This is a genomic window from Alterinioella sp. B-7 (genome assembly GCF_056857775.1).
This window is the reverse complement of the sequence record NZ_JBSXNT010000030.1, coordinates 17,149-30,170: the sequence shown is the minus strand read 5'-3', so window position 1 is coordinate 30,170 and position 13,022 is coordinate 17,149. Positions and strand designations below refer to the sequence as shown.

At 66.1% G+C, this 13,022-nt stretch carries 10 protein-coding genes; 7 read left to right on the top strand and 3 right to left on the bottom strand.

What is annotated here, in order from left to right; translation table 11 throughout:
• Positions 1-2: 2 nt before the first annotated feature.
• A complete protein-coding gene (locus tag AC13C7_RS08110; protein ID WP_482867164.1) occupies positions 3-2,744 on the top strand; it encodes a peptidoglycan -binding protein in 2,742 nt (913 codons plus the stop codon).
• Here the strand turns inward: AC13C7_RS08110 and AC13C7_RS08105 are convergent.
• The 3 genes from AC13C7_RS08105 to gloB all read right to left on the bottom strand — a co-directional run bounded on the left by AC13C7_RS08105 (position 2,741) and on the right by gloB (position 6,999).
• Positions 2,741-3,706, bottom strand: coding sequence for a M23 family metallopeptidase (locus AC13C7_RS08105; RefSeq protein WP_482867163.1), 966 nt, complete (start codon positions 3,704-3,706; stop codon positions 2,741-2,743). The two genes, AC13C7_RS08110 and AC13C7_RS08105, sit on opposite strands and share 4 nt — an antisense overlap.
• Positions 3,703-6,033 (bottom strand): ATP-dependent Clp protease ATP-binding subunit ClpA, encoded by a 2,331-nt coding sequence (clpA, locus tag AC13C7_RS08100; protein ID WP_482867162.1) that lies wholly within the window; start codon positions 6,031-6,033, stop codon positions 3,703-3,705. The genes AC13C7_RS08105 and clpA overlap by 4 nt, the downstream gene beginning before the upstream one ends.
• 198 nt (positions 6,034-6,231) lie before the next feature.
• Entirely contained in the window at positions 6,232-6,999 is a 768-nt protein-coding gene (gene gloB / locus AC13C7_RS08095; protein WP_482867161.1) for a hydroxyacylglutathione hydrolase, read from the bottom strand.
• A gap of 64 nt (positions 7,000-7,063) precedes the next feature.
• Between gloB and AC13C7_RS08090 the strand changes: the two genes are divergently transcribed.
• The 6 genes from AC13C7_RS08090 to AC13C7_RS08065 all read left to right on the top strand — a co-directional run bounded on the left by AC13C7_RS08090 (position 7,064) and on the right by AC13C7_RS08065 (position 12,905).
• Entirely contained in the window at positions 7,064-7,813 is a 750-nt protein-coding gene (locus tag AC13C7_RS08090; RefSeq protein ID WP_172320817.1) for a class I SAM-dependent methyltransferase, read from the top strand.
• 251 nt (positions 7,814-8,064) lie between these two features.
• Positions 8,065-8,631 (top strand): F0F1 ATP synthase subunit delta, encoded by a 567-nt coding sequence (locus tag AC13C7_RS08085; RefSeq protein ID WP_172320816.1) that lies wholly within the window; start codon positions 8,065-8,067, stop codon positions 8,629-8,631.
• Positions 8,632-10,170, top strand: coding sequence for a F0F1 ATP synthase subunit alpha (atpA, locus tag AC13C7_RS08080; protein ID WP_172320815.1), 1,539 nt, complete (start codon positions 8,632-8,634; stop codon positions 10,168-10,170).
• A 12-nt stretch (positions 10,171-10,182) separates the two neighbouring features.
• Positions 10,183-11,055: a F0F1 ATP synthase subunit gamma gene (locus tag AC13C7_RS08075; RefSeq protein ID WP_474887196.1), complete on the top strand. Its 873-nt coding sequence runs from the start codon at positions 10,183-10,185 to the stop codon at positions 11,053-11,055.
• Between the two features lie 19 nt (positions 11,056-11,074).
• Positions 11,075-12,499, top strand: a complete 1,425-nt coding sequence (atpD, locus tag AC13C7_RS08070; protein WP_172320813.1) for a F0F1 ATP synthase subunit beta — start codon at positions 11,075-11,077, stop codon at positions 12,497-12,499.
• Positions 12,500-12,509: 10 nt separating this feature from the next.
• Positions 12,510-12,905: a F0F1 ATP synthase subunit epsilon gene (locus tag AC13C7_RS08065; RefSeq protein WP_172320812.1), complete on the top strand. Its 396-nt coding sequence runs from the start codon at positions 12,510-12,512 to the stop codon at positions 12,903-12,905.
• Positions 12,906-13,022 lie beyond the last annotated feature (117 nt).

The window sequence follows — 13,022 nt, the reverse complement described above, 5'->3', positions numbered from 1 at the left end:
CCATGGCCTTTCACCGCCGCGCAGGCAATCGCTTCGCAGGCTCGATCTGGCCCGGTTTCGTCGATGCCATCACCGCCATGCTGATGGTGATGATCTTCGTGCTGACCATCTTCATGGTGGTGCAGTTTGTCCTCTCCGAGACGATCAACGACCAGGACACCGAACTGAATGCGCTGAATGCGCGGCTGAACGCGCTGTCGCAGGCATTGGGGCTGGAGCAGGTGCGCAACTCGCAACTGGAACGCCGCGCCGCGACCCTCGGGGCCAACCTGACAGCGGCCGAGGAGGAGATCGCCGCGCAATCCTTGCTGATTGCCAACCTGACGGCGCAGGCGCAGGCGCAGACCGCCCGCATCGCCGATTTCGAGGCGCAGGTCGCCACGCTCCTGGCCCAGAACACGGAGCTGACCGAGGATCGCGACGCCGCCCGCGCCGAGATCGAGGAGCGCATCAGCCAGGCCGAGGCGCTGGATCTCGCTCTCGCTGCGGCGCGCGCCGAGATCGACGAGGCGGCGGAGGCGGCGCGGCGGGCGGCCGCCGAACGCGAGGCGCTGGAGGCGCTGATCGCCGATCTGCAAACCGAGGCCGAAAGCCAGGCCGCGACCCTGGCCGAGACCCTGGCCATGCTGGAGGATGAGCGCGGGACCACCGCCGATCTGGAGGCACAGGTCACGGCGCTGGAAAGCGACCTTGACGCCGAGGAGACCGCGCGCCTTGCCGAAGCCGCCGCCGCCGCGGCGCTGCGGGCACGCCTCAACGACACGCAAACGCAACTGACCGAGGAGGAATCCGCCCGCCTGGTCGAGGCCGCCGCCGCCGAGGCCCTGCGCGCCCGGCTTGAGGATGCCGACGCGGAACTGACCGCAATGTCGCTGGCGCTGGAGGAGCGCCGCCGCGAGGCCGAGGAGACATTGACCCTGCTGGCCGCCGCCGATCAGGCGCGCGAGAACCTGGCCGCGCGGCTGGCCGCCGCCGTCGCCGCCACCGCCGCCCGCGATCAGGCCATCGCGGACCTGGAAGCTGGCGCCGCGGCACGGGTTTCGGACCTGGAGGCGCAGCTTGCCCTGGCGCTGGCCGCCCGCGCCCGCGACGCCGAGGCGCTGGCCGAAACGCAAGAGGCGCTTGAGACCGCGACCGAGGTGGCCACGACTCAGGCCGGTGACATCTCGGCGCTGGAGGCGGAGCTTGCGCTGGCGCTTGCCGCGCGCGCCCGTGCCGACCGCACGCTGGCGGAAACCCAAGCCGCGCTTGAGACCGCGACCGAAGAGGTCGCCGAGCGGGAAGGCGACCTGTCGGACCTGGAGGAACAACTGGCCCGGGCCCTCGCCGCCCGCGCCCGCGATGCCGAAGCCCTGTCCGAAACGCAGGCCGCCTTGGAAACCGCGTCGTCGGAGGCAGCGGAGCGGGCCGGGGATCTCTCCGTGCTGGAGGAGGAGCTTGCGCTGGCGCTGGCGCAACTGGCCACGCAATCGGCGACCAGCCGGACGCGCATCGCGGAGTTGGAGACCAGACTTGCGGACGCCGAGGCCGATGCCGCCGCCAATGCCGAAGAACTTGCGGCCCGCGAAACGGCGCTGAGCGCGCTGGAGGCGGAGCTTGCCGCAGCGCTTGCTGCCGCGACGCGGGACGACGCGCTGGTCTCGGACCTTCAGGAGCAGCTTGGAACGGCGCAGGCGCAGGCCAGTGCAGCGCTGGAGGGCCTCGCCGCAAGCCGGACATCGCTCAGCAATCTCGAAGCGGAACTGGCGCGGGCGCTGCTGGACCTCGACCGCTCGCAAGCCGAGGCCGCGGCGCGGATCGGCGAGTTGGAGCGGCAGCTGGCGGCCTCGCAGGAGGCGCGGGATGCGTCCAGCGCGCAGGCGGCTGCGACCCTGTCGGACCTCGAGGCGCAACTGGCCGCCGCGCTGACCGCGCAGATGCTGGCCGAGGCCGAGGTCACGGCATTGAGCGAGGCGGAACAGCGCGCGGCGCTTCTGGCGCAGGCCAACCTGGAACTGGAAGCCAATGCCGAGGCGGCCTCGGCGGAAAGCCAGCGCCAGATCGCGGCGCTGAATGAACAGGTCGCGGCCCTTCGCACCCAGCTGGGGCAATTGCGGGCGCTGCTGGATGACGCGCGGGAACGCGACGCGGCGGCGGCGGTCCAGGTGGAGAACCTGGGGGCCGATCTGAACGCGGCGCTGGCCCAACTTGCCGCCGAAGCCTCGGCCCGCGCGGTGGCCGAAGCCGAAGCGGCGGCGCTGACCCAGGCCGAGGCCGACCGGCTGGCCGCCGAGGCGCAGGAGCTGGAGCGCTACCGGTCCGAGTTCTTCGGGCGGTTGCGCGAATTGCTGGAGGGGCGCGAGGGGGTGCGGATCGAGGGCGACCGGTTCGTCTTCTCCTCCGAGGTTCTGTTCGAGTCCGGCTCGGCCGAGCTTGCCGCCGAAGGCCGGAGCCAGATCGCCAATGTCGCGGATCTTCTGCTGGATGTGGCCGATGAAATCCCCGACACGATCGACTGGATCATCCGGGTCGATGGCCATACCGACGATGTGCAGATCCGCCCCGGCGCAGAATATGCCAATAACTGGGAATTGAGCCAGGCGCGCGCCCTGTCGGTCGTGCTGTTCATGATCGAGGATCTGGGCATTGAGCCGCACCGCCTGGCCGCGACGGGGTTCGGCGAATACCGTCCGATCAACCCCGCCGACACGGATGAGGCGCGGGCGCAGAACCGGCGCATCGAGCTGAAGCTCACTGAACGCTAACGCGCGATCCGGGTCTCGGCGGTGATGCGGTCGATCTCGGTGCCGTCGCGGATCAGCCTGACCTCACCCGAATAGCCGCCTTCGGTCCAGGCGTCGCCCCGTGCGCGCAGGCCGGTGGCGCGGAAAAGCTGCGCCTGGGTCCGCTCGAGGGGCACGGTCACGTCATGCAGGGTCTCACCATCCGGCAGCCGGATCAGCAGCCGCAGCTCATCGCCCGCGCGCGCGCCGAAAAGATAGGCCCAGATGACGAGGGCGGGGGCGTCGGGGGCGATCCGATCCAGCCCCGCCGTGCCCGCGCGGATGCTGTCGAATGCGGGGATGTCGGTGGCGAACCCGGCTGTCAGAAACCCGCCGGGCTGATAGGGCAGGGGCGCCTGCCAAAGGCTCTCGCCCGCCGCGCCGCAGCTGCCGTCGATGGAGAACGGATCGACATGCTCCCCATCCCGGCGCACGGATATATGCAGATGCGGAAACTCGGTATTGCCGGAATAGCCCATCAGCCCGAGTGGCGCACCCTCGGCCACGCGCTGCCCCTCGGTGACGCTGACCGAGCCGCGCCGCATGTGGCAATATTGCGTCTGCCAGCCCTGCCCATGATCGAGCAGCACACCATTGCCGCATTCCTGCCCCGCCACCATCCCGTCGCGCCCGTCATCGGCGGTGCTGTTGCGCAGGCCGATGACGATGCCCGGCGCGGCGGCGAAGACCGGAATATCGCGGGCGAGGTCGGAGAGGTCCGTGACGCGGATATCGGTGCCGGTATGGCCGTCATAGCTGAGCGGTCCGCAGGTATGATCCCGCGCCCCCGGCCCCGGATCACGGTCCATGTATTGCTGGATGAAGCAGTCTTCGCCCAGGTCGCAATCAAGGGGAAAGCGCAGGGACGGTGCGTCGGCCCGTGCGGGCGTCATGAAAAAGGCGGCCCCCGAAAGGGCCGCCCATATCGCGATCTGCCGGATCATTCCGCCGTCAGAAGCGGGGGCTTCTTGGAGGACAGGCGGCGCGCGCCCGGTTCCTCGATCCGCAGGTCGATCTCGCCATCCTTGATGCCGACCTGGACATTGCCGCCCTTGGCCAGCTTGCCGAACAGAAGCTCCTCGGCCAGCGGCTTCTTGATATGCTCCTGGATGACGCGGCCAAGCGGGCGGGCGCCCATCTTGTCGTCATAGCCCTTCTCGGCCAGCCATTCGGCGGCGGGCTTGGTCAGTTCGATGGTGACGTTGCGATCCATCAACTGCGCCTCAAGCTGCAGCACGAATTTCTCGACCACCTGCAAGATCACCTCTTTCGGCAGCGCGCCGAAGGAGATCACCGCGTCCAGACGGTTGCGGAACTCGGGCGTGAAGGTGCGTTCGATGGCGGCGGTATCCTCGCCCTCGCGGCGGTCGCGGCCAAAGCCGACAGCCGATTTCGCAAGTTCCGTGGCACCCGCGTTCGAGGTCATGATCAAGACCACGTTGCGGAAATCGACCGAGCGCCCGTTATGGTCGGTCAGCGTGCCGTGATCCATCACCTGAAGCAGGATGTTGAACACGTCCGGATGCGCCTTCTCGATCTCGTCCAGCAGCAGCACGCAATGCGGATGCTGGTCGACGCCATCGGTCAACTGCCCGCCCTGGTCGAAGCCGACATAGCCCGGCGGCGCGCCAATCAGGCGCGAGACCGCGTGTTTCTCCATGTATTCCGACATGTCCAAGCGCAGGAGTTCCACGCCGAGCGTATCGGCCAGCTGCTTGGCCACCTCGGTCTTGCCAACACCGGTGGGGCCCGCAAAGAGGTAGTTGCCGATCGGCTTTTCCGGTTCGCGCAGGCCCGCGCGGGCCAGCTTGATCGCGCTGGAGAGCGCCGTGATGGCCTTGTCCTGCCCGAAGACGACGCGTTTCAGCGAGACCTCCAGATCCTTCAGCACAACCGCATCGTCCTTGGAGACGTTTTTCGGCGGGATGCGGGCGATCTTGGCGACGACGGCCTCGATCTCCTTGGTGCCGATGGTCTTGCGGCGCTTGCTTTCGGCGACCAGGTGCTGTGCGGCGCCGGCCTCGTCGATCACGTCGATGGCCTTGTCGGGCAGCTTGCGGTCGTTGATGTAGCGCGCAGAGAGCTCCACCGCCGACTTGATCGCGTCGGCGGTGTATTTGACGTCGTGATGCTCCTCGAAATAGGGCTTGAGGCCCTTGAGGATCTTGACGCTGTCATCGACCGTCGGCTCGTTCACGTCGATCTTCTGGAACCGACGGGAAAGCGCGCGGTCCTTTTCGAAATGCTGGCGGAATTCCTTGTAGGTGGTCGAGCCCATGCAGCGCAGCTTGCCGCCCTGCAACGCGGGTTTCAGCAGGTTGGAGGCATCCATCGCGCCGCCGGAGGTCGCGCCCGCGCCGATCACGGTGTGAATCTCGTCGATGAAGAGGACCGCGTCGGGGTGATCCTCAAGCTCACTGACCACGGCCTTGAGCCGTTCCTCGAAATCGCCGCGATAGCGGGTGCCGGCCAGAAGCGCGCCCATGTCGAGCGAGAAGATGGTCGCCCCTTGCAGAACCTCGGGCGTCTGGCCCTCGACGATCTTCTTGGCGAGCCCTTCGGCGATGGCGGTCTTGCCGACACCGGGGTCGCCCACCAGAAGCGGGTTGTTCTTGCGGCGGCGGCAGAGCACCTGGATGCAGCGCTCAACCTCATGGTGACGCCCGATCAGCGGATCGACATCGCCCTTCATCGCCTTGGTGTTCAGGTCGACGCAGTATTTTCCCAGCGCGCTTTCCTTGGCCTCGGCCTCGGGCGTGGCTTCCCCGCGCACCGCGTCATCATCCATCTCGGGCGCGCCGGTCACGGGCCGGGATTCCCCGAAACTGGGATCCTTGGCGACGCCATGGGCGATGAAATTCACCGCGTCATAGCGGGTCATGTCCTGTTCCTGCAGGAAGAAGGCCGCGTTGGATTCGCGTTCGGCGAAGATCGCGACCAACACGTTGGCGCCCGTCACCTCGGTCCGGCCCGAGCTTTGCACATGGATCGCGGCGCGCTGGATCACGCGCTGGAAGGCGGCGGTCGGCACCGCCTCGGAGCCTTCGATATCGGTTTCCAGCGTCGACAGGTCGTCGTCGATGAAGGTCACAAGCGTGGTGCGCAAAAGCTCCACATCGACGCCGCAGGCCTGGATGACCTTCAGGGCGTCGGGTTCCTCAAGCAAAGCAAGCAGGAGGTGTTCCAGGGTGGCCAATTCATGGCGGCGCGCGTTGGCCTGGGCCAGGGCCGCGTGGATGGCTTGCTCAAGAGTGTTCGAAAACGACGGCACTGCCAGTGCTCCTTTCATTGAGCCGGATCGGCTGAGAGGGGCACTCGGGGCCCGGTCCGACTGTGGCCTGATACTGTTAAGGTTCGGTTTTCTTCGCCGCAGTTCAAGCCATTTCTTATCAATTCTTCATTATCGCCGCGTCATGCCTTCCAGGGTGAAGGAAATTTGCAGCAGGTGCGAGGTTTTGCGGCAACGGCGTCAGAAATTGTCTTTCCGCGCCCTAATTTCGGCAAAGACCTCGGGTTCAGAAGCGGCCTGCATCCCGAGCCGCGACTTGATCTCGGAAACGTGGCTGCGCAGGAACGGATTGGTGTCCAGTTCGTCGCGCAGGCTGGAGGGAACGGTGGGCTGCCCCGCCTCGCGCGCGGCAGCAATTGCTTCGCTACGAGAGATAAGCGCCGCGTTCTCCGGTTCAATAGTCAGCGCGAATTTCGCGTTGGCGGCGGTGTATTCATGGCCGGAATAAACCTGTGTTTCCGGGCGCAGGGCGGCAAGGTGGCCAAGGCTCTTGTACATCTGCTCCGGCGTCCCCTCAAAGAGCCGCCCGCAGCCAAGCGCCATCAGGCTGTCGGCGGTGAAAACGGCCCTGGAGGCGGGGAAATGAAACGCGACATGGCCGATCGTGTGGCCCGGGACATCCAGCACTTCGCCGGTCTCGGACCCGATCGTGACTTCGCCGCCGGGCTCGACCGCATGGGTGAGGGGCGGCAGACGCCCGGCATCCGCCGCATTGCCCCAGGTCGCGGCCCCCGTTGCCTGCCCCAGCTCGGCCACGCCATCGACATGGTCCCAGTGGTGATGCGTGATCAGGATGTCGGTAAGCTGCCAGCCGCGCCGGTCCAGCTCCGCCCTGATCGGGCCTGCCTCGGGCACATCGACAACGGCGGTGGCACCGGTGTCAGGGTCATGGGCCAGGTAGGCGTAATTGTCCGACAGGCAGGGCACGGTCACGATCTCAAGGGGCATGGATTAATCCTCCGGCTGTGCTTAGCTTGGGTGCAAAGGGTCGCCCAAAGCTGGAAGGGTTGCAATGCATCTCGACGTTCTGGACCTGCGCCAGTTCTATTACCGGACCCGGCTTGGCCGTGCCGCGCAGAAATCGGTGCGCGATCAGGTGGTCTCGTTCTGGCCCGACGCGCGGGGCGAGGCGGTGGTGGGCTTCGGTTTTGCTGCGCCGCTGATGCGGCCCTACTTGGACAATGCGGCGCGGGTCCTGGCGCTGATGCCGGGGGCGCAAGGCGTGATGCCCTGGCCGCCGGGGGGCGACAATGTCTCGGTCCTGTGCCGCGAAACCAAGTGGCCCCTGCCTGCGGGCATGGCGGACAAGCTCATCTGCCTGCACGGGCTGGAGACCTCGCAGCATCCCGACGCGGTGCTGGAGGAATGCTACCGGGTGCTTGCGCCGGGTGGTCGCGCGCTCTTCATCGTGCCCAACCGCAGCGGGCTCTGGGCGCGGCGCGACGCGACGCCCTTCGGCTTCGGGCGGCCCTATTCCCTGGGCCAGCTGGAAGCGCAGCTGCGCAGCCATGGGTTCGAGCCGCAGCGCAACCGCGCGGCCCTCTTCGCGCCGCCCCGCGAAGGCCGGTTCTGGCTGCGCAGCGCCGAGATGATCGAACGCATGGGCCGCAAGATGTCGGACAGCACGGCGGGCGGTGTGATCATGCTGGAGGCGAGCAAGCGCAGCTATGCGCCGACCCGCCCCGGACTGGCCGAACGGGTGCGAAGGCCCCTGCGCATCCTCGACGGGGCGCCGCAGCCCGCCCGCCGCGACAGCCGGTGACTCGGGCAGTTATCCACAGGAAATCGGCGGTCTCGCGCAAGCTTCAAACGGTCGCAGTCTGGCGCACGCGCCCCGATCCCTATAAAAACAGGGCGGAAACGCGCGACCATCCGGATGCCCCTTTATGTTGCAGGTCCAAGGCACCTCTGCTACATCCTGCGCGATTTCCATGGGCGGGGGGACAGTTCCGCTCTGATCCAACGAACCGCCGGGCATGTCATGGACGTGATCCCGGCCACTAGAACGGAAGGGTGGACGTGTCCGAACCAGCTTCGATCTCCTCCGGCATTGCCAAGCGCTATGCCACCGCCGTGTTTGAACTTGCGCAGGAGGAAAACGCCCTGCCCGCGCTGGAAGGCGACCTGGACACGCTGGAGGCCGCGATGGCCGAGAGCGGCGACCTGCGCGACCTGCTGAATTCCCCGATCTACAGCCGCGACCAGATGCAGGCCGGTATCGGTGCCGTCGCCAAGGCGATGGGCCTGGGCGACATCCTGGCCAACACGCTGAAACTGATGGCCTCCAAGCGCCGCCTCTTCGTGGTGCCCGCGCTGGCCCGTACGCTGCGCGGCCTGATTGCCGATCACAAGGGCGAGGTTGTCGCCGACGTGGTCTCGGCCAAGGCATTGACCAAGACCCAATCCGAGAAGCTGACGAAGTCGCTGGCCTCCGCGATTGGCAAGGACGTGAAACTGAATGCGACCGTGGATGAGGCGATCATCGGCGGTCTTGTTGTCAAAGTGGGCTCGAAGATGATCGACACCTCGATCCGCTCCAAGCTCAACTCTCTCCAGAACACCATGAAAGAGGTCGGATAAATGAGTATCCAAGCAGCCGAGATCTCTGCGATCCTGAAAGAGCAGATCAAAAGCTTCGGTCAGGACGCGGAAGTTGCAGAAGTTGGCCGAGTGCTGAGCGTTGGCGACGGTATTGCCCGCGTCTATGGCCTCGACAACTGCCAGGCCGGCGAGATGGTCGAGTTTCCGGGCGGCATCATGGGCATGGCCCTGAACCTGGAAAGCGACAACGTTGGTGTCGTGATCTTCGGCTCGGACCGGGACATCAAGGAAGGCGACACCGTCAAGCGCACCAACTCCATCGTGTCGGTGCCGGCGGGCGACGAGCTTCTGGGCCGGGTCGTGGACGGCCTCGGCAACCCGATCGACGGCAAGGGTCCGATCAACGCCTCGGAAACCCGCGTCGCAGACGTGAAGGCCCCCGGCATCATCCCGCGTAAATCGGTGCATGAGCCGATGGCGACCGGCCTCAAGGCCATCGACGCGATGATCCCGATCGGCCGTGGCCAGCGCGAGTTGATCATTGGCGACCGCCAGACCGGCAAGACCGCCGTGGCGCTGGACACGATCCTGAACCAGAAAAGCTATAACGAAGCGGCGGGCGACGACGAGTCGAAGAAGCTCTACTGCGTCTATGTCGCCATCGGGCAGAAGCGCTCGACCGTGGCGCAGCTGGTCAAGAAGCTGGAGGAAAGCGGCGCGATGGAATATTCCATCGTCGTGGCCGCCACCGCATCCGACCCCGCGCCGATGCAGTTCCTGGCCCCCTATGCGGCCACCTCGATGGCCGAGTTCTTCCGCGACAATGGCCGCCACGCGCTGATCATCTACGATGACCTCTCCAAGCAGGCCGTGTCCTATCGCCAGATGTCGCTGCTGCTGCGCCGTCCGCCGGGCCGCGAAGCCTATCCGGGCGACGTGTTCTACCTGCACTCGCGCTTGCTGGAACGGTCCGCCAAGCTGAACGAGGATCACGGTGCCGGGTCGCTGACCGCGCTGCCAATCATCGAAACCCAGGGCGGCGACGTCTCGGCCTTTATCCCGACCAACGTGATCTCGATCACCGACGGCCAGATCTTCCTGGAAACCGACCTGTTCTTCCAGGGCATCCGCCCCGCCGTGAACACCGGTCTGTCGGTCTCCCGCGTCGGCTCCTCGGCGCAGACCAAGGCGATGTCCTCGGTCGCCGGCCCGGTCAAGCTGAGCCTTGCCCAGTATCGTGAAATGGCGGCCTTCGCGCAGTTCGGCTCGGACCTCGACGCCGCCACGCAGCGCCTGCTGTCGCGCGGTGCGCGTCTGACCGAGCTGATGAAGCAGCCACAATACTCGCCGCTCAACAACGCCGAGATCGTCTGCGTCATCTTCGCGGGCACCAACGGCTATCTCGACAAGGTCGACGTCAAGGAGGTGGGCCGCTTCGAGGCCGGGCTGCTGTCGCATCTGCGCGGCAAGCACCAGGACCTGCTGGACGACATCACCAACAATGACCGCAAGGTCAAAGGTGAGCTTGAGGACAAGATCAAGGCCGCGCTCGACGAATACGCCTCTGACTTCGCATAAGGGGGCCAGGCAATGCCAAACCTCAAGGATCTGAAAAACAGGATCTCGTCGGTCAAATCGACCCGCAAGATCACCAAGGCGATGCAAATGGTCGCTGCCGCGAAACTGCGCCGGGCGCAGGAAGCGGCAGAGGCCAGCCGTCCCTATGCCGAACGGATGCTGGCCGTCATGGGCGGGCTCGCCGCGTCGGTCGGCGGTTCCGATTCCGCGCCGCGTCTGCTGACGGGGACGGGGTCCGAGGACACGCACCTTCTGGTGGTGATGACCTCGGAACGCGGCCTCTGCGGCGGTTTCAACTCGACCATCGTGCGCAAGGTGCGGGGCCAGATCGCGGAACTGCAGGGCGCGGGCAAGACCGTGAAACTGCTGACCGTGGGCAAGAAGGGGCGCGAACAGCTGCGCCGCGACTATGGCGACCTGATGGTGGCCCATGTCGACCTGTCCGAGGTCAAGCGCATCGGCTATGCCAATGCCGCCGAGATCGCGGGCGATATCCTCAAGCGTTTCGATGCCGGGGAATTCGACGTTGCCACGATCTTCTTCAACCGGTTCGAATCCGTGATCACGCAGATCCCGACCGCGACGCAGATCATCCCCGCCGTGTTCGAGGATGATGCCGACGGGACCAGCACGCTTTACGATTACGAACCCTCGGAAGAGGCGATCCTGGAAGACCTGCTGCCGCGCGGTGTGGCCACCCAGATCTTCGCTGCGCTTCTGGAAAACGGCGCGTCCGAACAGGGCGCGCGGATGTCGGCGATGGACAATGCCACGCGCAACGCGGGCGAGATGATCGAGGATCTGACGATCCAGTTCAACCGCACCCGTCAGGCCGTCATCACCAACGAGCTGATCGAAATTATCTCGGGCGCTGAAGCGCTCTAAGAACCGGAGACGAAACGACATGGCAAACGCAGTCGGCAAAATCACGCAGGTCATCGGCGCCGTCGTTGACGTGCATTTCGAGGATCACCTGCCGGAGATCCTGAACGCCCTGATCACCCAGAATGACGGCAAGGATCTGGTCCTTGAGGTCGCGCAGCATCTGGGCGAGAACACCGTGCGCACCATCGCGATGGACTCGACCGAAGGTCTGGTGCGCGGCGCGGAGGTCATCGACCAGGACGCGCCCATTTCGGTGCCCGTCGGCAACGCAACGCTTGGCCGCATCCTCAACGTCGTTGGCGCGCCGGTCGACGAAAAGGGCCCGGTCGATGCCACCGAGAGCCGCCCGATCCACGGCGATGCGCCCTCCTTCGAGGAACAGTCGACCGAGACCGAGATCCTGACCACCGGCATCAAGGTCATCGACCTGCTGGCCCCCTATACCAAGGGCGGCAAGATCGGCCTCTTCGGCGGTGCCGGCGTTGGCAAGACGGTTCTGATCATGGAATTGATCAACAACATCGCCAAGGTGCACTCGGGCGTGTCCGTGTTCGCCGGTGTGGGGGAACGGACCCGTGAGGGCAACGACCTCTATCACGAGATGATCGAATCCGGCGTGATCGTTCCCGACAACCTCTCCGAATCCAAGATCGCGCTGGTCTACGGCCAGATGAACGAGCCGCCGGGGGCGCGTATGCGCGTGGCCCTTTCCGGCCTGACCCTGGCCGAGCAGTTCCGCGACGATACCGGTTCGGACGTGCTGTTCTTCGTCGACAACATCTTCCGCTTCACCCAGGCCGGGTCCGAGGTGTCGGCGCTTCTGGGCCGTATCCCCTCCGCCGTGGGCTACCAGCCGACGCTGGCCACCGACATGGGCGCGATGCAGGAACGCATCTCCTCGACCCGCTCGGGCTCGATCACCTCGGTCCAGGCCGTCTACGTGCCTGCGGACGACCTCACCGACCCGGCCCCGGCCACGTCCTTCGCCCACCTCGACGCGACGACCGTTCTGGACCGTGCGATCTCGGAAAAGGGCATCTACCCGGCGGTGGACCCGCTCGGCTCGACCTCGCGCCTGCTCGATCCGCTGATCATCGGCGAGGAGCATTACAAGGTCGCGACCGACGTGCAGCAGGTGCTTCAGCGCTACAAGAGCTTGCAGGACATCATCGCCATTCTCGGCATGGACGAGCTCAGCGAAGACGACAAGCTGGCCGTGTCGCGTGCCCGCAAGATCGAACGCTTCCTGAGCCAGCCCTTCGACGTCGCCAAGGTCTTCACCGGCTCGGACGGCGTGCAGGTGCCGCTGGAGGAAACCATCGCCTCGTTCAAGGCCGTGGTTGCCGGCGAGTATGACCACTTCCCCGAAGCGGCCTTCTACATGGTCGGCGGCATCGACGAAGTGATCGCGAAAGCCGAGCGCCTGGCCGCAGAAGCCGCCTAAGGAGTATCCGATGGCCGATACCATCCAGTTCGACCTCGTGTCCCCGGAACGCCGCCTGGCCTCGTTTGAGGCCAGTGCCGTGCAGCTACCGGGCACCGATGGCGACATGACCGCGATGCCGGGCCACAGCCCCGTCATCTCGACCCTGCGCCCCGGCATCGTCCGGGTCCAGGCCTCGGGCGGCGACAAGAGCTATGTCGTCACCGCCGGTTTCGTCGAGATCACCGAGGACAGCGTCTCGGTCATCGCCGAGCGCGCCCATGCGGGCGATGAAGTGACCAAGGACGACCTGACCCCGGTTCTGGAGGAGGCGCGAGAGGCCGCCAGCAAGGCCGAGGCCGAGCACAAGGACGGAGCGGAGAAATTCGTCGCCGACCTGGTCCAGCTTATGGAAGACATGGAGTAAGCCCGGCTTGCCGGTCCTGCCCAAACCCCCAAGACGCCCCGCTGGCTTGCCCGGCGGGGCGTTTTTCTGTCTGGTCCGTGGCGGGAACTTTCCCTATTGCCGCCGCATTCCTTTGAC

Bases quoted from the DNA above. Each gene is read 5' to 3' on its own strand.
- AC13C7_RS08110 (WP_482867164.1), top strand. From the start codon at position 3: ATGGCCTTTCACCGCCGCGCAGGCAATCGCTTCGCAGGCTCGATCTGG.
- AC13C7_RS08105 (WP_482867163.1), bottom strand. From the start codon at position 3,706: ATGATCCGGCAGATCGCGATATGGGCGGCCCTTTCGGGGGCCGCCTTT.
- gloB (WP_482867161.1), bottom strand. From the start codon at position 6,999: ATGCCCCTTGAGATCGTGACCGTGCCCTGCCTGTCGGACAATTACGCC.
- AC13C7_RS08090 (WP_172320817.1), top strand. From the start codon at position 7,064: ATGCATCTCGACGTTCTGGACCTGCGCCAGTTCTATTACCGGACCCGG.
- atpA (WP_172320815.1), top strand. From the start codon at position 8,632: ATGAGTATCCAAGCAGCCGAGATCTCTGCGATCCTGAAAGAGCAGATC.
- AC13C7_RS08075 (WP_474887196.1), top strand. From the start codon at position 10,183: ATGCCAAACCTCAAGGATCTGAAAAACAGGATCTCGTCGGTCAAATCG.
- atpD (WP_172320813.1), top strand. From the start codon at position 11,075: ATGGCAAACGCAGTCGGCAAAATCACGCAGGTCATCGGCGCCGTCGTT.
- AC13C7_RS08065 (WP_172320812.1), top strand. From the start codon at position 12,510: ATGGCCGATACCATCCAGTTCGACCTCGTGTCCCCGGAACGCCGCCTG.